Source organism: Natronomonas pharaonis DSM 2160 (assembly GCF_000026045.1).
Lineage (GTDB): Archaea > Halobacteriota > Halobacteria > Halobacteriales > Haloarculaceae > Natronomonas > Natronomonas pharaonis.
The window spans coordinates 1-19,865 of sequence record NC_007427.1 but is presented as its reverse complement, the minus strand read 5'-3'; the positions used below and the strand labels follow the sequence as shown (position 1 = coordinate 19,865).

17 protein-coding genes and 4 pseudogenes are annotated in these 19,865 nt (G+C 56.3%); 14 read left to right on the top strand and 7 right to left on the bottom strand.

What is annotated here, in order from left to right:
* Window positions 1-367 precede the first annotated feature (367 nt).
* From NP_RS13335 to NP_RS13305, 7 genes and pseudogenes are all read left to right on the top strand, one after another.
* Complete coding sequence (locus tag NP_RS13335) at window positions 368-1,750, top strand: restriction endonuclease (protein ID WP_011324408.1); 1,383 nt, start codon at window positions 368-370, stop codon at window positions 1,748-1,750.
* A gap of 162 nt (window positions 1,751-1,912) precedes the next feature.
* Window positions 1,913-2,450: pseudogene (locus tag NP_RS14250) on the top strand (IS1595 family transposase); the annotation flags it as partial.
* A gap of 165 nt (window positions 2,451-2,615) precedes the next feature.
* Window positions 2,616-3,485 (top strand): SDR family NAD(P)-dependent oxidoreductase, encoded by an 870-nt coding sequence (locus NP_RS13325; RefSeq protein ID WP_011324407.1) that lies wholly within the window; start codon window positions 2,616-2,618, stop codon window positions 3,483-3,485.
* Between the two features lie 75 nt (window positions 3,486-3,560).
* Window positions 3,561-4,058: a hypothetical protein gene (locus NP_RS13320; RefSeq protein WP_011324406.1), complete on the top strand. Its 498-nt coding sequence runs from the start codon at window positions 3,561-3,563 to the stop codon at window positions 4,056-4,058.
* Window positions 4,058-5,572, top strand: a complete 1,515-nt coding sequence (locus NP_RS13315) for a sodium:solute symporter family transporter (RefSeq protein ID WP_011324405.1) — start codon at window positions 4,058-4,060, stop codon at window positions 5,570-5,572. The genes NP_RS13320 and NP_RS13315 overlap by 1 nt, the downstream gene beginning before the upstream one ends.
* Window positions 5,573-5,974: 402 nt before the next feature.
* Window positions 5,975-6,997, top strand: a complete 1,023-nt coding sequence (locus NP_RS13310; RefSeq protein ID WP_011324404.1) for a CoA transferase subunit A — start codon at window positions 5,975-5,977, stop codon at window positions 6,995-6,997.
* The gene (locus NP_RS13305) at window positions 6,994-7,752 is read left to right on the top strand and encodes a CoA-transferase subunit beta (protein ID WP_011324403.1); all 759 of its coding nucleotides are present in this window, start codon (window positions 6,994-6,996) and stop codon (window positions 7,750-7,752) included. The genes NP_RS13310 and NP_RS13305 overlap by 4 nt, the downstream gene beginning before the upstream one ends.
* A 106-nt stretch (window positions 7,753-7,858) precedes the next feature.
* On the opposite strand, the gene NP_RS13300 is transcribed toward NP_RS13305, so the two are convergent.
* Both NP_RS13300 and NP_RS13295 read right to left on the bottom strand, forming a co-directional pair.
* Window positions 7,859-8,590 carry a helix-turn-helix domain-containing protein gene (locus NP_RS13300; protein WP_083761701.1) on the bottom strand — a complete coding sequence of 244 codons (732 nt, stop codon included), beginning with the start codon at window positions 8,588-8,590 and terminating at the stop codon, window positions 7,859-7,861.
* 157 nt (window positions 8,591-8,747) lie between these two features.
* A complete protein-coding gene (locus NP_RS13295; RefSeq protein WP_011324401.1) occupies window positions 8,748-10,907 on the bottom strand; it encodes a hybrid sensor histidine kinase/response regulator in 2,160 nt (719 codons plus the stop codon).
* A 425-nt stretch (window positions 10,908-11,332) separates the two neighbouring features.
* Between NP_RS13295 and NP_RS15010 the strand changes: the two are divergent.
* Window positions 11,333-11,574 (top strand): annotated as a pseudogene (locus tag NP_RS15010) (RNA polymerase subunit sigma-70); the annotation flags it as partial.
* A 224-nt stretch (window positions 11,575-11,798) separates the two neighbouring features.
* On the opposite strand, the gene NP_RS14690 reads toward NP_RS15010, so the two are convergent.
* A complete protein-coding gene (locus NP_RS14690; RefSeq protein ID WP_011324399.1) occupies window positions 11,799-12,653 on the bottom strand; it encodes a hypothetical protein in 855 nt (284 codons plus the stop codon).
* Between the two features lie 223 nt (window positions 12,654-12,876).
* Window positions 12,877-13,068, bottom strand: a pseudogene (locus NP_RS14235) (hypothetical protein); the annotation flags it as partial.
* Window positions 13,069-13,421: 353 nt separating this feature from the next.
* Here NP_RS14235 and NP_RS13285 point away from each other — a divergent pair.
* The 4 genes from NP_RS13285 to NP_RS13270 all read left to right on the top strand — a co-directional run bounded on the left by NP_RS13285 (window position 13,422) and on the right by NP_RS13270 (window position 15,202).
* Entirely contained in the window at window positions 13,422-13,781 is a 360-nt protein-coding gene (locus NP_RS13285; protein ID WP_049939897.1) for a MarR family transcriptional regulator, read from the top strand.
* Window positions 13,782-13,844: 63 nt separating this feature from the next.
* Window positions 13,845-14,174, top strand: a complete 330-nt coding sequence (locus NP_RS13280; protein WP_011324396.1) for a hypothetical protein — start codon at window positions 13,845-13,847, stop codon at window positions 14,172-14,174.
* Window positions 14,175-14,267: 93 nt separating this feature from the next.
* On the top strand, window positions 14,268-14,636 hold the full coding sequence (locus NP_RS13275) for a ribbon-helix-helix domain-containing protein (protein WP_049939896.1): 369 nt from the start codon (window positions 14,268-14,270) through the stop codon (window positions 14,634-14,636).
* A complete protein-coding gene (locus NP_RS13270) occupies window positions 14,633-15,202 on the top strand; it encodes a hypothetical protein (RefSeq protein WP_011324394.1) in 570 nt (189 codons plus the stop codon). Before NP_RS13275 ends, NP_RS13270 begins: the two co-directional genes overlap by 4 nt.
* A 2-nt stretch (window positions 15,203-15,204) precedes the next feature.
* On the opposite strand, the pseudogene NP_RS13265 reads toward NP_RS13270, so the two are convergent.
* Together NP_RS13265 and NP_RS13260 are read right to left on the bottom strand one after the other, a co-directional pair.
* Window positions 15,205-15,422 (bottom strand): annotated as a pseudogene (locus tag NP_RS13265) (MarR family transcriptional regulator).
* 397 nt (window positions 15,423-15,819) lie between these two features.
* The gene (locus NP_RS13260) at window positions 15,820-16,719 is read right to left on the bottom strand and encodes a hypothetical protein (protein ID WP_011324392.1); all 900 of its coding nucleotides are present in this window, start codon (window positions 16,717-16,719) and stop codon (window positions 15,820-15,822) included.
* Window positions 16,720-17,242: 523 nt separating this feature from the next.
* Between NP_RS13260 and NP_RS13255 the strand changes: the two genes are divergently transcribed.
* Together NP_RS13255 and NP_RS13250 are read left to right on the top strand one after the other, a co-directional pair.
* Window positions 17,243-18,115, top strand: coding sequence for a hypothetical protein (locus NP_RS13255; protein ID WP_011324391.1), 873 nt, complete (start codon window positions 17,243-17,245; stop codon window positions 18,113-18,115).
* A 123-nt stretch (window positions 18,116-18,238) separates the two neighbouring features.
* Window positions 18,239-18,439 (top strand): hypothetical protein, encoded by a 201-nt coding sequence (locus tag NP_RS13250; RefSeq protein ID WP_049939893.1) that lies wholly within the window; start codon window positions 18,239-18,241, stop codon window positions 18,437-18,439.
* Here NP_RS13250 and NP_RS13245 read toward each other — a convergent pair.
* Window positions 18,436-19,776, bottom strand: coding sequence for an ISH6-like element ISNph3 family transposase (locus tag NP_RS13245; RefSeq protein WP_011324389.1), 1,341 nt, complete (start codon window positions 19,774-19,776; stop codon window positions 18,436-18,438). The genes NP_RS13250 and NP_RS13245 overlap by 4 nt on opposite strands.
* Window positions 19,777-19,865 lie beyond the last annotated feature (89 nt).

The window sequence follows — 19,865 nt, the reverse complement described above, 5'->3', positions numbered from 1 at the left end:
GCCACGAGATTGAGAGAGATTGAATACAATTTTGTCGGCGAGATAACATTCCCCCTACGCTCTTGTGTAGCACATTGTTGATGGAGCGCCCTCTTGTGATTGTGCACTGATTATGATGAACTGAGTCATCAATCAGGAACCGCTCTACACGCAGATCTCGGTCAAACAGATGAGCAACACAACTGAATCAACAATCTCCTACGGAAGAGCGTTACGTGAAAATTTCTGACGAGCTCTGACTAGCGGGGGGATGCTGTCACTGCGGCGGAACGACCGAGCACGGCAAACTTCTCTTTGCCGTATGCTGATATTAAACACGGGGATTTTAGAGCTGTCTCCCAGACAGTACATGCAAGCTCTCCGACCAATGCCAATATTAGATGAAGTCGACGGATTCGAGTTTGAAGAGGTGATGTGTAGCGTCTTCCGGAACCTGGGCTATGAGGACGTCGAGAAATCCCGCAAGACGGCCGATAAAGGTCGAGATATCACGATGATCGACTCCGCATCCAGAGGGAAAGATGAAGCCGTCGTTGTCGAGTGTAAGCACACGGATACTGTTGGGCGGCCTGTCGTCCAGAAGCTTGACTCGGCGGTCAGTACCTACAGCCACGACGGGCCAAAACGCGGGATGATCGCTACAACCGGTCGCCTGACCAACCCAGCAATCGAGTATGCCGAGCAGGTCGGCATCGAGATTTTCGATGGGCAGCGGATCCGCGAGGTTGCTGACGAGGTTGGTATGGACCTGTACAATGGTCGCGTTGAGATTATCACGGATAGCGTTCTCCACCCACCACGCCCACAGCACGTTCTGGATGAGTTCTACGCGGTCATTGACCGCATTAAGTACCTCTCCCGGGATGAGGTTCCCGATCCGTTGACAACCATCTCGTTACATCCGGTGATTGCGGCCGACACAAAGACCAATCGAGTGTTCGAGACCGGCGCTGGCGTCATCCACACCATCGACGAGACGGACAATATCGTCGTTGATGGAATGAGTTCGGAACTGGATGGACTCACTGATGATCTTGATACGATTGTGTCAGCATACGATTTGGATACCGACGTCAAGGTCATTGACGAAGCCGAATACACGCAGGTTGCAGACAGGATCGACCGACGTCGATTTGGGGGGACCGACCAGGAATTCCGACGATGGATCAAACAACAGGAGCGCGACCGGCTGACTGAGACCGTCTCCTACACCGGCGATAACAACCAGACTTACAGCAAAGAGTGCGCCCCCTCACTGGACGATGTCACGATTCGACTGCTGCGGCCATTCTACGTCTGCCGGATTGACGCCAGCATGAAGCTGAACAAGCGGACCTACGCACTTGATTGGTTTGCGACGGCCGATGATAGCTGGGTCGTCGATAACACCATTGAAACGTGCCGATTTGCTGAAGAAGGACGTGGGTCAATCGATTCCGTTCCTGCAGCCGCAACGGCGCTCAAAGAGGCGATCGGTGACCCAACCTATGCGTTTTGCCCGCTTTGTGAGACGATAGTCGCCGAGCGGTACATGCGTCATGACGGGGTGACCGGCGAACCGGTCTGTGTCGAGTGTGCTGTCACCGACCGCTTCGTTGGGGCAAAAAAGCACTTCCGGTCGGACGACACCCGACAGCAATATGAAGACGAGGTGGCAGCCAAAGGCACTGTTGAGAAGCTCAGCGTGAATAAGACAGGAGTCATTACGGTGCTGGCGGTGCTCCTCGTTTTCGCATTGCTGTTCCTCTGATTGGCGGGAGCTGGCAATACAGACTCGATCAGTATTGCTGTTACAGTTCTAGAGCTCCTTAGCAGCGAGTGAACTCCCCCACCCTACCGCTATTCGCCTTCTTCTCGTGGGTCGTATAGGAGGCGATACAGCGCCGTCGGCTGGTGGCGTAGCTCGGCGCATCCGTCACTCGATCTCCGTGGCCCCATCGAAACTGACGAGCTCTACGTCTCTGCCGGCTTGAAAGACCGCGAGCGCGACCGCTGGTCGCGCTCTCGCGGCCTCTCTCAACGCGGGCGCGGAACGTATGAACAGGACAAGCCGCCCGTTTTCGTCCTCGTAGATCGCGGCACCGAGCAGCGATACATCGTGCCAGCGAAATCCGCTGATGAATCGACGATTCGGCTCCTGCTGGCTGACCGCCAGCAGGAGCACCTCACCGTCTATACCGACGGATTTCGTGCGTACGACCCGCTTGCAGAAGACGACCAATTCGACCGCGAATACGTCGTTCACGGAGCCGGCGAGTACGCTGACGACAAGATCCACGTGAACACTTGCGAGAGCCACGCGTCGCTGGCGCGACGGTGGCTCTCGCCGCATCGAGGCATCTCAAAAGACTGCCTCACACAGTATCTCCGAGCGTTCCAACTCAGTACGAGAACTCTACCGCACCCCCGGACGAGAAGCGCTCAAACATGCCGTCAAAGCGACTCTCTGAAATCAACAATGTGCTACGCTAGAGCGTTGTTCGATAAAGATTCACTAGAAATGATGAATGAATAAATAAATCGTATTTTCAACAACTGATAGGTGTGTCGCAAAGGCGTGGCGGTTACATGTCAACCTCCCGTTTGACCGCGGTACAGTCCTTTATTCTACCCACATGAGCAGTCCCGAAGCTGAAGACAGTATCGAACCCCCGGAAATCACCACCGAGGTGATCCACCGGATCGATGATCCACACTTCACCTCGAACAACGTGGCACTTGTGACCGGTGCGGCATCAGGTATCGGCCGCGCGACGGCACTCGTTTTGGCTGCCAACGGCCTGACGACAGTCGCCACCGATGTTGATGAAGACGGATTGTACAACACCGCCCAAAAAGGCGAGGAACTCAATGTTGACGGCGAAATCAAGCCTATCGTCTGTGACCTGACTGACGATGCCGAAATTGAAGCCTTAGCTGAAACGGCGGCCAATGCTGGACAGCTGCGATACGTCGTGAACGTTGCTGGTATGCAGCACGTCGCACCGATTGAGTCGTTCCCGATGGAGATGTTTGACCGACTCTATCAGGTGATGCTTCGCGCGCCGATGTACATCACGCAGCTGGCGCTGCCACATATTCGGGAGGCTGATGACGGTGTTGGCGCGGTCGCGAACATGGCCTCAGTTCACGGCCATTACGTGACCCGCGACAAGGTCGCCTACAATACTATGAAGTTCGGTCTCCGCGGGCTCACGAAATCGATTGCTGCGGAAGGTGAAAGCGACATTCGCGCGTTTACCGCTAGCACTGGTTACGTCAAAACGCCACTAGTGCTGGACCAGATTGCAGCCACAGCCCACGAACGTGACATCACTGAACGAGAAGTTGTTGAGGATGTGATGCTTGGACAGGCGCGAGGCGGAGAGATGATGGAGCCGATTGAGGTCGGTAACCTCTTCGCGTTCGGTCTCTCTCGCCATGGTAAACACCTGAACGGCGATGACCTGCTGTGGGACGATGGGTTCACAAATACATATGAGTGATACAGATATGATATACAGAGCTACCCTGCAGCGACAGCGCGACCGCCGAGCAGCAGTCTCCCGAGAGGTTGGACCATGCTAGACGGCTACGTGGATATCGAAAGCCGAACGTCGGAATTAATGCTTGCCAGCGGCGTTCTGTGGGCAGCTGTTCTCGCCCTCGGACTGGCAGGCCGGTGGTTTGTCGCGTTGCTTCTGTCGGTGTTTCTCTTCCACCCGTGGTTCGTTATCGGCGCAAGTTCTGGCGGGAAGATATCGACGAAGCTTCTCGTATACCCGCTTGGGGTCTGGACGGGACTACAGTTGTCGGCGTTCATTTTGGTTGAGTACTACGCAAATGCGTTCAGCGGCGCTCCAGACTTCTTGATCACCGGTATGCACCCCTCTTTCGCTGCTGCGTACTGGCTGTACTGGGTTGGTGGATTCATGACAGTCACGTTAGCGTATGGCCTCTATTTCAGGACATACTTCCTTCCGGAAGGCGAGTGGGATCGCTTCCTCGAAGAAGTCGAGCAGGTCAAAGCAGAGACCAACACGACGGGACAGTCCGAATCAGCTGAGGTGGATGACTGATGATGGACCTGGTCGTTCCGGGCTTTGTCGCTCTATTTATCCTCTCAGTCTTCGGTGTCGGGCTGTATAGCAAGCGGTTGATTGACTCCTCTGACGAGTTCTATGGTGCGACCAAGATGTTCGGTGCAGCGGTGATTACCCTTGCGAGCATGTCCGGCATCATGAGCGCGTTCGGGTTCATCGGCGGGCCGGGGCTTGTCTACGAGATGGGCACCTCCTCGCTGTGGATGACTTTCGCCAGTGGGCTTGGCTTTGCAATGGCCTATTGGATTATCGGCAAGCGCGTGCGTGGGATGGCAGATGTCGCTGACATCGGCACGCTCGGCGACATCGCCGATGAGCGATTCAACAGCGGTGCAATCCGTGCGATGCTCGCGTTGATTCTCTTCATCGCCTGCTGGGCGTACCTCGCCTCGCAGGTCGCCGGCGGTGGATACGTGCTGTCGGTCATTTTGGGTATCTCAATAGAAGCTGCCGTCTGGCTTGTCTTCGGCCTGATAATCCTCTATGTCGCCGTCGGTGGAATGGCATCGGCTCAGCTTGCAGGAGCGTACACTGGTGCCGTAATGCTCATCGGCGTTGTCGGCGTTGTTGTCGGCTTCTTCCAAATCGCCGGTGGGATGGGAAGTACGACGGTAACAGTCGTTGAGGCTGGCGAGCTCACCGGCGAAGACGTGACGAAAGCCTTCACGCCACAGCTGCTTGATGGTTGGGGACTCGCCGAGGGTGCCGCTCCCGGTCTGCTTCTGATATGGCCCATCGTCTTCAGCATCGGCGTTATGGGGCAGCCACAGGTTCTCCAGCGCATGTTCTCGATTGACGACCCGAAAGGACTGCGTACGGTCGGCCTCGTCAGCGGTGTTACCTACGCCGTCGGAAGCCTTCTCTGGATGCTTATCGGCTTCGTCGCGCTCTATATGGTCGCTACGGGAACCATCGAACCGCTCGTTGATCCCGACATGGCCGCCTTTGAGTTCGTTGAGCGGCTCCATATTGTCCTGCAAATGATCATTTACGCGGGCTTAGTGGCCGCAATTATGTCAACCGCTGCGTTCTTCCTGTCGGTAGCCTCCGGCGCAATCGCCCGGGATTTCGTGCGGGCGATGGGCTGGAAGGTTTCCGAGCGACGCGAGACGTGGCTTGGACGTGCTGCAGTGCTCGGTGTCGGCGTTGGGTCGGTGCTTTTCGGCCTCTATGGTGGCCACCTCGTCGCGATTCTCGGCACCTTCGGCTGGGGGACATTCGTCAGCGGAACCGTCCCTGCGGTCGTTGTTGGCCTGCTTTGGAAGGGTGCAAGCCGTGAGGGAGTCACCGCTGGACTCGCCTCCGCGTTGATACTCAACATCACGTTGCTGGCAGCGACGCAGCTCGGATTCACATTCCCCATCGGGATGGACTTCTATTTCATCGCAATAGCCGTCTCAATATCGGTGACCATTTTCGTCTCGTTCCTGACGGACGGCGCCAGTGGCGAGAACGTTCCTGAACATGTCAAGCCGATCTTCAAACTCTAAGGAGGTGATTGATATGGAACTCTGGCTCATCGGGTTCATCGCGATGCTAATCATCAACCTGATTGTGCTCTTTTTGAAGGTGTAGGCGGCTGGCCCCCAGCCGCCGTTTGCAGACCGCCAGGCCTAATTTTGCGAGAAACAGGGCCATCAAGCAGCGCTGTTGTGCGACACCCGCCCGCCATCCCGCAAAACTGGGTATACATATCAACCCGCCGGTTTTCGCTCATGTGGCCCGTATTTTCTATCAATGGTAGCCACACTGACGACAGACAGAAGCACGACTGCCCCCGACGACTGTGTTGGGCGGACCTCTCTCGATATCGAACCGACCGTTTTCAGATATCAATTGAGCGTTACATATTCTAGTAGCAGTTCCGCTTCCGAGGTTGAGGTGAATGCAGAATGAACGTTATCGACGAGGGCGAAGGTGAACTCGTCGGCTGGGAACATCCCGACGAGATGCGAGCTTGGAATCAAGAACACCGTTCACGGGCGTTCGAAGACAAGCGAACGACCGCGGCGGAAGCCGTTGATCAGTTCGTCGACGACGGTGACCTGCTCGCCAGCGGGGGCTTCGGCCACGTTCGGATAGCAACGCCAATTCTCCATGAGATAATCCGGCAGGAGGTGACAGACCTGACGCTTTCAGGAAAGACCACCGTGTTCGACGCTGATTTGCTGATTGCGGCAGGAGCCGTATCGAAGGTTGAGACCGCATACTGCTTTGCCCACGAGACTCGCGGTCTGGCCCCCGCAGGCCGCCGCCGGGTTGAGGAGGGCGATGTCGAGGTCGTTGCCGAGGCGAGCAACGCAACCCTGCAGTGGCGCTTTCTCGCCGCAAAGATGGGCGTCCCATTCATTCCCACCAGGGTCCTTGCAGGGACGGACACGTTCGAAAAGAGCTCAGCGAAAATCGTCGAAGATCCATGGACTGGTGAGCCAATCACTCTCGTTCCCGCCTGCTATCCTGACGTCGTCTGCATCCATGTCACAAAGGCCGATAAATACGGGAACGCTGTTATCGACGGCATCAGCGTCGAAGACCCGGAACTCGCGGGGGCTGCCAAGCGACTGATACTCACTGCCGAAGAGATTGTCGACAGCGACGAGCTACGGAGCCGGTCCGAAGACGTTGAGATCCCGTATTTCCTCGTCGATGCTGTCGTTGAGGCGCCGTATGGAAGCCACCCAGGGGAGATGCCCTATCAGTACTACTTCGATGAGGACCATCTCGAAGAGTGGATGGAGCTTACGGAAACCGAGTCAGGGATCGATGAATATCTTGACCGCTATGTTACCGGCACTGATGATTTCGAAGAGTACCTCGAAGCCATCGGCGGCGAAACGCGGTTGGCTGAGCTCGAAGCGATTGAAAAATATGAATCCGAGGAGGCTAGCAGCCACGATGGAGGTGACCGCGCATGAGCGAGTCGTATTCCCCAACGGAGCTCCTGACGACCGTCGCGTCAACGCTCATCGAAGATGAGAGTACAATTATTGTCGGCACAGGTATGCCGATGCTTGCAGCGATGCTAGCACAGAAAACCCACGCACCTGACGCGACGATGATCTATGAAGCCGGGGGGATCGGCCCAGATGCGCCGGAGTTGCCGGTCTCAGTCGGCGACGAACGGACGTTCCATCGTGGGGTGAAAGCCGCCGGTATGCACGAAGTGATGTCCTATATGAGCGCGGGATTTGTCGATTATGGATTCCTCGGTGCCGCGCAGATAGACCGCCACGGAAACCTGAATTCGACCGTTATCGGCGACTGGGAACACCCGACCGTCCGGTTTCCCGGTAGCGGTGGCGCAAACGACATCGGCTCGCTCGCGAACGAAACAATCGTCGCGATGCGCCAAGATGAAACCAGCTTCGTTGAGGAGCTCGATTTCCGCACTACGCCGGGCTATCTTGATGGTCCGGGTGCTCGTAAAGAAGCTGGCCTCCCGGCGGAGACAGGACCAAGCAACGTTATCACCCAGTATGGTGTCTACGGATTTGATGACAACCAAGAATTGACGCTTGAATACCTACACCCCGGCGTCGAAGAGGAGACAGTAATTGAAGAAAGCGGCTTCGAGATCCATATTGGCGACTACGAACGGAGCCCAGAACCGACTGACAAACAACTCCGGCTGCTCCGTGAGGAAATCGACCCGCAAGGAATCATCCGATGAACTACACCTGCCTACTTGCCGCCGTTGGCGACTGCTTGAAGAAGAAGAAGGCTTAGCGCCTGAAATCCATCAACCAATCAGATAATTTTTAGGATAGAACGGGCGGTTACTCGTCCAGCTCCTGGGTCTCTGGGCCTTCTTCTTGCAGTTCCATCTGTGCCTCAACATCGTTTAGTACGTGGATGACCTTCCGCAGGACCTTTCGTTGACTTCGTCGGAGGTTCTTTGAGGCACCCATTCTAGAGATATCGAATTCTTCTCCGATTCCGTCGAGTGTCGTTCCACGAGGTGTTGCGAAGTATCCGTCTTCGACTGCGGTTTCAAGCGTTTCCCGCTCTCTATCAGTGAGGCTTTGTAGGGTTCTCAGTAGTGAACCAAGTGATTCGACGTTCTGAAGGATATCAAAGAAATCATCGATATGGACCGAGTCGTCGCTTTTGATTGAGAACTCGTTTGACCGGTCCAGCTCCGAGAGAGCGTCGCCGGCTGCTTGGCCCCGGTCGAAGCCAACGTTCCAGATCTCGCTCCCGTTTCGAATTACGAATGGTCCGGTCACATAGCCGCCGTTTTTTCGGATTGTTCGCATGGCATCAGTTTCGTCGATTCGGGAGCGTAGAAGCGCCGTATTCCGCTTTCGCGAGAGTAAGTCGTAGTCTTGGAGCATCTCACAACTGTTTAGCGCCTCGAGTGCGCTGTGTAACTCCTCTGAGTCCTCACCGATGGTGAGTAATCGCGTCTCAAGCGTGCGGTTCGCCTGGTTGAACTCCCAGTGCTGCGTACGGAAAGCGACGTCGTGGCTCTTACTGGTCCGAATGTACGGACAGTCGTACTGGACCATATCGAGCTTCAACGACTTCATCTTACATACCGGTCGGTCTCGGAAGGGATACGACTTTCTAAATCGGATACAGAGACGCTTTACAGTCCGATATTCTTCGGATAAGCGTTATAAAAATTCTTGCTGAAGATAGTAGAGCAGCTTTGTCTGAAGGCCGTTAGGATGAGGAGTACAACGTAATCTCAAACCGAGCGCCACCATCCGTGCCATCCGTCACAGATATCTCCCAACCGTGGGCTTCAACAATCTGTCTGACGATTGTTAGTCCGAGTCCTGTCCCGCCGTTTGTCGAATGGCCAGACTCGAAGATATTTTCACGCTCAGCTACAGGAATTCCTGCCCCGTCATCCTCAATATAGAATCCGTCATCTAGTTCACCAGCCGTCACTTGCACGTCACTGCCGCCGTGCTCAACGGCGTTTCGGTAGAGATTTTCCAGCACCTGCGCGAGTCTGTTTCGGTCGGCGTGAACTGTCCGGTCAAGCTGCGTATGAAGGGTTGCACCGGCTGTTGAGACGCTTTGCCAGCACTGTTCGAAGAGCTCTGCGAGATCAACTGCACCCGTTTCTTGGACCCGGGTGCCTTCACGAGCAAGCGTTAAAAGGTCATCAATGAGGGTCTCCATCCGTGTGAGGGCGCGGTCGAGTGAAGCGATATGCTCGCTGTCGTACTCTGTGCGCATGAGCTCAAGACGGCCTTGCGCGACACTCAGTGGGTTCTGGAGGTCATGGGAGACGACGCTGGCGAACTCATCGAGCTGCTGTTTTTGTTGCTGTAGCTGCCGCTCTCGCTCTTTTTGATCGGTGATATCGGTGATGAATCCCTCGAGTTTCGGGTCTCCGCTAACCGGATCCTGAACACGTCGGCCGCGCTCCCAGACCCACCGTGTGTCACCGCTCTTTGTGAGTATCCGGTAGGTGTGTTCGTAGCTCTCGTTTTCATCCGACTCTGCCCTACTCTCAGACCGCACGTCTGCTCGGTCATCGGGGTGAATAATCTCTTCAGCCAGACCGACTTCTTGTGTGAGTTCCGCAGACGTATACCCGGTGACAGCCTCGACCGACCCTTTGACGAACTCAAGGGGATACTCCGACTTATCGCGGTGGCGGTAAACGTAACCAGGAAGGTTTTCAAGCATCGTCTCCAGTCGCTGGCGATATTCCTCACGAGCAGTGATATCGCGAGAGTTGAAGACGTATCCGTCAACCTCGGTGTCAGTCTGATTGCTTCCGATTGTTTCGACCCAGACCCACGTGCCGTCAGAATGTTGCAGTCGGAACGTGAGTCTTTTTGTGGCTGTTTCGGACTGTTCTATGAGCTCGGTGAACTGCTGGGTGACATGCTCGCGATCGTCGGGGTGGATATAATCAAACACGACGTCGCCAACCATCTCTTCTGGCTCGTATTTGAGGAGTCGCTCTACTGCCGGGCTTTGGTACGATATTCGACCGTCTCCGTCGAGAACCGTAGTCACGTCCATCGTGTTCTCAAGCAGCGCTTGGTACCGCTGTTTGACCCGCTCAAGCTCCCGCTGGCGCTCCACGCGCTCGGTAATATCCCGCCCGACGCCGACGATGCGGACAACGGTGCCGTCTTCGTCAGAGATCGGCTTGAGTTCTGACCGTATCCATCGGATTTCACCGTCGGGACGCTCAATGCGGAATTCGACCGCATCGGAGGTGCCAGCAGAAAGTCGCTCGACAGCCTGAGAAAACCGGTCACGGTCATCGGGGATAACGGATTTCAAGAGCTGGCCTGGGTCCTCTCGCAAGCTAGCGGTGTCCCGTCCCCAAATATCTTCGTAGGCCGAATTGATGAACCCAATCTCATTGTGACTGTTCGAGAATATGAAGAGGAGGTCGTCGGTCCGCTCTGCCAACTGCGTGAGCTTTCGTTCAGCATCTTGGGCTGCTTGTTGTGAGCGGTGCTGATTGACAACGTTTTTAATGCGGTTTGCGAGAACCGTATACTGACTTGTCCCAGCTCCCTTTTGTAGGTAGTCAGTGACACCTGCGGAGATGGCTTCGCTCGCGACTTCCTCGCTGCCTTTGGCAGTGAACAAAATGAACGGCAGCTCTGGATAGACATCTCGTACCCGCTTCAGGAGTTCGATGCCGTCCCGTTCTGGCATTTCGTAATCTGAGATGATACAGTCGAATTCGGTGCCGATAGGGCGGGCCAGAGCTTCATCCGAGTCAGTCACCGCCTCGACATCGAACTGGTCGTCTTGCTTTTCAAGAAGCTCGGCAGCAACCTCTGCAAAGTCCGGCTCGTCGTCGATGTGCAGAACGCGAATTGGCTCATCCGTTGTTTGCATTTTGGTCGCCCATCAGTGGACGTGTACTACGGCAAAGGTCAAATTCGGTTCGGCCCTGACAATCGACTCGGGATTTAGCTTAGTATTCGGTGCGGTCTGGGAAAGGCGGAGAAAACACCGTGGGCAGGCCTTGGGTTTCAGCGCGGGCTTTGTTCCGGTCGGAGTACCAAGGCCGCTGACCAGAACGTGCCGTGGTGGTGGAAGGAGAATCGACGCGATCTCCGTGAGCGAGCGGAGAAGATCCTCGAGCAACGGGAGGTCTACAGAGAAAGCAGGCAGAGTGCCTCGGGGCTTGACCCCGAGGTACTTCACAAGCGCCAGGCCGTCGACCACGTAGCGAGCGGAAGCCAACCTATTCAGGGATGGGTCCGAGCGACACACACCGCCGCAAACCACGCGCTACGACTTGTCTGGATGTTCCACCGCTACCCCACTGCATCGAACGACAGCGCCGAGACGAGTTGGACGGACCGCTGCAGATCGTCTTTGAGCCATGCGTGCCACCCGACATCGAGCACGTCGAAGGGCCCCCGGTGATCCCGAGGGCAGAGACACTCGAGTATATGCGCGAGAACTGCGCTCAGTTCCAGTCGGCGTTCACGATGCTTGACCGATGTACGAAGACCTTGATCGTGACGTTGCCTACCGTGAAACCGAGCGTACCTAGGCAGATACGCAAATCGTGCGAGACATTATACTTCGGCAGGGTCAAGATTTGTTTGACCGATGAGCCTGGACGACGCGGTTGAAGAGGCTCTCGCAACATACGGGATGTCGCGGAGCGAAGAAGCCGAAGAAACCGGCCGCACAGTCGCGACGCTCCAAGACTAGCGCACGCCGCTTACAGCGGTATCGAGGCGAAATCCAATCGGCTTTAGCCGTGGGAGGATGTCAGTCAATCGAGAGGCGCCAGGCTCCGTCGGCCTCGACGTCGAGCCAGCAGACGCCCGACTTGTCCGCACGCTCTTCGCCCTCATATTCGCCGATTTCGTTAAACACCAGCTCGCCGGCGAACGGATCGGAGTTGTCCTCGCTGTAGATGTGGACTTGGAAGTTCTCCTCACCCTCGTGTTGACCAGAGACCGTCATGCCACCGTCCAGTTCGACCGGACCAACGACATCAGGCCCTGCTCCTGAAGCGTTGACCGGCAGCGTCCGAATCTCTTCGCCTGGCGCGAGTGGTTGCCCGACCGTCAGCTCCCATCCACCGGGTGCAGTGACGTCAAACAGATAGTCACCGCTGGGTGTCGGAACCGCGCCGGCGAACGTTCCGGGCTCGAGTGCGTTAACGAGTAGTTCATCCGTCTCGCCCTCAAGTTGGAGCTGATAGTTCTCCGTCCCCTCGTCGTCGAATTCAGCAATGACGACCGAGAGCGCGCCGCCGAGTGAGATCTCGTCGGTGACGGAGTCGCCGTCGCCAGAGAGCGTCTCGGTGCCAGGGTCGAACAGCGGCTCGTCTCCATCGAGCGTCTCGATAATCGAGAGCAGCGCAGAATCGTCAGACCGCTCGGGTTCATCGTCGTCTTCGGAGTCATCTCCACCATCATCATCCGGCTCTGGTTCTGGCTCTGGTTCTGGCTCTGGTTCTGGCTCTGGTTCTGGTTCTGGCTCTGGTTCTTCAGGCTCAGTCTCCTCTGGGTCGTCATCATCAGATTCATCGGAGCAGCCGGCAAGCGAGAAGGTTGCGAGGGCGGTGCCAGCCGCAGCCAGCATGCGGCGCCGGCTGGCAGTGGGGGGCAGCGACATACGCGTCCACCTGCTCGGCGGCTGATAATAAAGCTCCGGACGCTTGGGCTGATTTTGTCCAGCTTATCACAATGCGTGACGCCCTCACCAGGATTGGTGATACCAGTCGTTGGTGATACGATTTCTTTATTCAGCCGCACCGCTGTATTCTTCTCGCCCGATTCATCCTGATTCTGGTGTTGCATTGGTGGCCTGTTAGTCGTTACTTCTCTGGTTCTTGATACTATTCGCCAAGGGGCTTCAGCCGCAGTTTTCCGAAGCCGTATCGGGAGTGAGACCCGACCCGCTGGAGGCCGCTCTTCGCGGTCTCCACCGGTCAGTCGCCGAGATACTTCACAATCTGCCCGTGGTCGACGGTCTGGAGCTTGTAGACCTCGCGTTGCTCCAGCACTTTCTCGTCGCGTTCACGGAGCTCACGGAAGAACGCAGGAACGGCGTCGTCAAGCCCGTTCATTCACGCAACCCGCAGGCGTATATCTGACCCCCGGTGTCGCTGCCATTCGTCCCATCGGCAGTTGCGACGGTGGGGGAGTTGGCTGTGGTCTTAACCAACAGACGCTACTGGCTGTTGGTTAAAGGTCATGGCGATGCCGCCATCTCGATGGCAGGCCAGTTGCACTCTGCAGACCAACACCAGTGGACGGCAATTAGGGGAAACGTAGCGTTCTGCAGGAGTGACCTATTCTCAGTCCTTCGGGGCCCGAAGCTATCTCCGCCACGTAACAAACAAGCCAAATATCTATGTCCCAACAGTCCCAACATTCGCCTATGTCGAGCGGGACCATCGACATCGACGAATTTGAAAACGCCGATGCCGACGACTTCGCGGAGCGGAACGACACCGAGCGGATCGTGCGGTTTCTGGATGCGCATGACGACCGGGCATGGAAGGCGGCGACGATCGCCGAGCGACTTGAGCTGGAGACGGACGCTGTCAGTGCGATTCTCTCACGCCTGAAGGACCGCGGCCTTGTCCGGCACAAGCGCCCGTACTGGGCGATCACGGACGACACGGAACGGCTCCAATCTGCCTACCGGCTCCACCGCCACCACGAGAGGGCGGATGACCAGTACGGTGAGGAGCGTCTCGAGAACCTCCAGACCGACGAGATGGATCGCGTACAGTGACGGCGTTCGAGGACCTGGAACGCGGCGACAACCGATACGGACGACGCCACGGAGTGACTCGTAATGCCGGATACAGAGCCTTCCTATGACGTTCGTGAGCAAACCGGAGATCCCGACCACGCATCGGTCGACGATGTGGTCGACCTCGTGATCCACCGGGCCCAAGCCCCACGAACCGATCACGAGGATGCGCATTTCGACAGGACGATGGCGACCGTTATTGATACCTACGGGACCGATCCCGTCCGCACAGTCATCCACCGTATCCTCGTCGACGACGAGCCGTTTCGGACCGCCACGAACGGCCTTGAGATGCGCAACGTCGATGGCGTTCGGATCGGGACGGCAGCCAGCTGGTTCCTCAAGGAGCTGAACGCACAGGACTCCGACTGAGACTGGCGGGACGGTTCCGTCAGAGGACCGATGTGCAAGCTCTGTGCATACGCCGAAACGGTTATCACTCTATGTGCAGAATATGCACATAGAATGAGCGCAAGCGACGATCCACGGCGGGTTCATTTCCAGTCGCCGGAGTATCTCGTCGACCGGCTGGATGCGATCGCGGAGCTCTTCGATAAGGATCGGACGGATCTGCTTGTCGAGGCGATTCGTGAGTACATCGAAAATACGGCCGACAGCGAGACATTTCAGGAGTTGGTCGCGACGAAGTACTACGACGACCAGCTTGCGTTCGAGACGGTCAAGCAGTTGGTCGGCGCCGAGACCGCCCAACGCCTCCGGCTTCTCAAAGCGGATCTCGAGGATGAACCACTCGATCTCGCTGCCCCCGACGACGTGGACGTCTACGATGGCGACGCGACGGCGGTCGAGACCACAGCCGACGACGAGCAATGAGCGGCCGGCGACTGCGAACGGTCGTCGCCGACACTAGTGCGCTCGTCAGTCTCGCCGTACCTCGTGCGGATGCAACTGTCGGTACCGATGCCCCCGACCCGTTTCAGTATCTGCTCACGTCGTGTGACGTGTTCGTGCCGTCGGAAGTCGTTTCAGAGCTCCGTGACATCACGCAGTATCAAGATATCCACGGGGCAGCCGCGAGTAACGTCCTCGCAGCCCGCAGCTACTACACGGTCACGGACCCGTACGAGCGCGAGGACACACCAGACTCGCGGCCGACGTTCGGGCTCGACGACGGTGAAACCGACGGCATCGTCCTCGCGAACGCGCTCGACGTCGATGGGTTTCTCACCGACGAGTTCGGTGGGACGAACTTCCCACTCATCCACGCCGTACTCCAGGGGCCACGGATCGTCCCGACGCCGCAGCTCATCGTCGACTACGCTCGGAACGGACATCTGAGCCCCGAAGCGGCGCGAACGCTGATCACGACGATCAGCCCGCATCGCAGTTGGGAAAACAGCCCATACGTCGCCCGGCTAGTGGCGCTTCTAGAGGAGTAGCTTCATTCGGACTCCAGGTCACGAGCGTCGAGTTTACCAGCAAGGTACTGCTCACCCTCTCGTGTGATGTCGTAGACGCCGTTGCCGAGGTGGACGAGGAGTCCGTATGCGACCAGCGCCTTGCAGCGGGCATTGATGTGTTGGCGAGAGAATCGGACCCGGTCGCTGTCCGCCATTTCCTTGGGGTATCGGGGCCGGCGTCAGCGAGATGCTCTAGAATGCGGTCATCGGCGTGAAGGTCGGCGTGGACGTACCACGTCGTCGTCTGCTGTTGCTTCCGTGCCCCCTCTGGCTTGCCCATGATCGTCTCGTGGGACAGCGCCGAGGGGCCCGCTCTGCGGGCGGATGTCGTGGGTATTTAACGCGTCTTGCGGACGGCTGTCGAGGAGACACGAGTGCGACCTGCAGGTCGGGCCCGAACACTCAAAAAAGATGGTCGTGGTGAATCGCCAGACGTAGCTTGATTTCACGGGGTCAGAGACTGTTTGATATTGTGAACAACACACATCAGGGCGCGTTCACGATATTCACCGTGATTCAAACTCGTTCGCATCGAGTTTTTCATAGAGATAGGCTTCGCCTTCGTCGGTGATTCCGTGCTACATAGCCTGGGTCCGTTAGTAAAAATCCGACAGGTCGGTTTGGTCGCGGCAGAACGGGGTGACACGCTCGAGAAGATTCTCCCAGTTGACATCCGGAGATGAATCACCAACTCGACGGAATTTCACTGAATACTCATTGGGGAGCCCCTCGAGTGTGACTCGAATTTTCAATACATCCACGTTCTTCGAGGCTGCGTCCATGGCCCCCTGCTGGTTGCGCTCGAACGATGCATCTCCCGATTTTATTTCGCAAAAGTACTGATGGACCTGTGCAGGGGGGTAGCCGATCAAAACTCGAATCTCACAATCCGGCGTCCAATTAATCCAGTCGTTCGCAACCGCCGAACGGAGCGTCTCCCAGTCGAACTCCTCTTTGTCGGTTTTGACCTCTGTACGGATTCGGCTTCCCACTTCGTCGGAGGGTAACGGTCCTAAATCCTGTTTGACGAAGTGTTTGACAGCCGGTGTTCCGGGTGCTGTGATGAGAGTCTCTCCGATAGCCCCATACTGGTTGGCAGTGGTGTCGAACGTCCAGCCCTTTTGCAGCGACCCATCAGGTGTCCGCTTCCGCTGTTTTGGAAAGTGGACGAGATAGGCGTCGACATCGGCCGGATCGTTGGGTGCTGCCTGCTGAATTTTGATCTCTCCTGTCGCGTCTCGAGTTAATTCTGCAGCCATTTCTTCAGCCTCTTTTTCGGAGTCAAATGCGACGCAATCGCCTTCTTTGTCACAAAGTCGCCGGGCCGCATCGTTCGCCTCAAGAGCGGATTTCTTGATGACGACCCGGAACGAATCCCCTGATTCCATGGGCATGACAACGGCACCGAGGATGATTTTAGTTGGTATCGCGATTCCATCGTTCGAGGACGTCACGACCACCGGCCGAAAACTTCGCAACGGTTGGATAGAAATCATGCGAGAGGGCAAACACCTCTAGGATATGAGGGCGCGCGGACGGCTGAGGCCGAGCCGAGTTTTCGGACGGAAGTTGTGGTGGCTGAGGCGTACGAGGGGGTTCCAGCCGTGGTGTTGGCGGTCGTTGCCGAGCACGGCTTTGGTCTTCGGGAGGTTGACCCGCAGGGCGGCTATCCCGTGGCTGTTGTTCGGTAGTGTCGCTGGTTGAAGAGGGTGGTCTTAGATTGCTGTGGCGAGGTTGCCTTCGTCGCTTTTGCCTACCAGCACGTCGCTCGTTGAGGCTCTTCGCAAGTGATACTGTATTTTGTTACGCAGAGTCGATTCAGACAAACAGTTTTAACCAACAGACGAGAACACCTGCCAGAAGTTGGTTAAGATACGCCGAGCCTGCTCAAGGCTGCTGATACCCGTGTGGGATAGACTTGGTAAACAACTCGCTGCAGACCGAAAGTTGACCAACAAAGGCTATTATGTTATAGAATTATTGTTTTCATAATATGTTAGCTGGGGGTACCTCTCGACGATGAGCGTTGAGCGCGTACGTGAGGAGTTGCTGGCCGGCGGGCTTCATAAAGAATCTCTTGAACGTTTGTTGGACCATTACGAGTCGATGAGCAACCGGTTTAGTGAAGGAGAGTTCGCCGAAGCAGGGACGCATATCGGGAATTTCTGTGAGAATATGGTCAACATACTACTTGACCAAATGGGCGAAGAGGTACAGAAGCGTCCCAATGTAGACTATTTCGTAAATAAGTGCTTGAGCAACGGTATTGGTAATGACGAGCCCGACAGTGTCCGCCTACAGATTCCAAGGGTAATCCGAGCTGCGTATGATATCCGGAACAACAGAGACTCTGTCCACGTTAATCTCAAAGTGCCTGTTAATCGGGCTGATACACAGGCTGGGATAGCGATGTGCTCATGGATGTTAGCCGAAATTTTGCGTGTTTACGGCAACGGTACTGATAACATGGGAGAAATAGCGGGCCTCATTGACGAGATATCAGAACCGGCCGATGATAAAAATCCACTTGAAGATCTAGCACAGTCTCCCGATGAGTTTGACCGACAGGCACTGGCTGATCAGCTCTCGGGCGTAGTACAGATTACAGAGGGAACGGTTCATCCGATTACTGGATCAGACTACGAAGAACTCTCCACTACCGGTCAAGTGATTGTACTTCTGCTTGGGCACCGTGCTGCTGTAGACATTAGCTACGTTGAGAATGCCGGGGCATCTGTGCCCGATTTAAGTGAAGAGACTGATGTCTCAGATGAGCGAGTGAGACAAATCATCCGTGATTTTGGATTCATTCAGGCCGGCAATGCCAGCGGTGAGTATATGATTCCAGGGCATCGGGTCGGTGAGGCGCTTAAACAACTCTCACTCGGCTGATTTGAACTCTGAGCGGCTTAATCACCGGCTCTGTTCTTCCGCTTCAAGAGTGATCAGCTGCTCCTTTACAAGATCATGGCATCGATGCGAGATTTCATGTGGGTTCGGCTAGCACGACGAGATATGGATATCCATATCTCGTTTCAAGATGGTCCGATTGACGTTGAAATTGAAGCTAGCGAAGATGAGGATTATCACTCCGTTCTAACTTCGCTACAGGAATTCGTCGAAGATTACGAGATGCAGTCGGCTGAAGATGACCCTGAAACGCCCGTGGGGGCCACCACAGAGCAAAAAAGTCGGTCGTGTCACAAAGCGGTCTAGAGTTTGCCTCTGGTGCTCTCAATTGAGAGGTCACAACTCATTGCTGTTTTGGTCGGTCGCTGGAGCAGTTCGTCGAGGAACCACTGGTAGTATGATGGATCAGCGTACTTCACCAGCCGAAGCTGGAGGATCGCCTCTAATCCTTCCTTTGTCCAGCGCATCCACTGGTTCTTGCACCGCTTGCTGACTTCGCCCATCAGTCGTTCGACGGGGTTCGAGGTCCATGGCACCTCGAACCCCTCGATGGCCTGCTTGGCAAATCTCACTATCGACGGCAGCCACCGCCGAAGATACCTCGCCGCCTTCTCCGACCCGTACTGATTCAGCTGCCACGCTGTCTTCTCGATACGCTCGGTCGTTCGCGTGATCCGCTCGCGGATCGCCGCGAACTCCTCTTCTGGCCGGTGCTTGATGACCGAGTTCTTCAGATGGAACACATCTTCGATTACTTCTGAAACGATCTGGTTACGCCGATCCAACGAAAAGACACCGTCGTCCCAGAGGTTGTAGTCAAGCGTTCGGCCAACGTGGACGAGATCGAGTTGGTGATCGCTGTGTTCGTCCGTAAAGGCTGTGACAATGCCGCTATCGCCGTCACTGACGACCGTCGCGTCGTCAGTGACTGCGCCGATGTCTTCGAGTTCGGCGGCTGTCTCGTCCCAGTCAGCGTTGACCGAGAGATCGAGCAGAGAGCGTGACTCCTCGGCGGTGTTTTCGCCAAGCGTGGCTTGGACAGAGTGGTACGAGCGGTCTTCGTCTTGGCTGTGACACTGTGTGCCGTCAGGAATAACGGCGTCAGCGTCGGTGTCAGCGACACAGTCGGGAAGAAACTGCTTGAGCTTGGTGCCGTATTCTTTGGTGCGACGGTTGATGGTGGTCGGCGACGGCATCCTCTCGAAGATGCCGTCGCCGTGATCTGCCGCATCACGATAACTGAGTGAGGTAGCGAGATCGACGCTTTTGGCGGCAATGTCCTGTTGATAGCGATTTTGGCCGTCGAAGCCGAGAACGTCTTCGACGGGCCGGAAGTAACTGGATTCGTCGTGATCAGCAGCTGTGTCTTTGACGTAATGAAGATCGAGCTCGTGTTCACCGGCGGTTGTGACGGCTGTGCGAGTATCAGTGCCGGCTCGTTGGAACCGGTTTTCGCCGTTGCCGTGGGTGTGTTTTTCGCCACAGAGCGCCTCGACGCGGGCCGCGTCGAGGCTTTCGACGAGTCCTTCGAGAAGGACCGATTCGATGTTTTGGTCGGTAATGGACTCGGCAAGCGTGGCCAGCGGTATCGTTTTGTGGTCGTCGATGCTAACGGTCAACCGCACGTCGATTGTGGCGTGCATGGGACACCTCTTGGGATGGACACCAGAGGCGTCCCGTTCCTCACGGGAGTCAGTTGCTACTGAACTCTAGACCGCTTTGCGACACGACC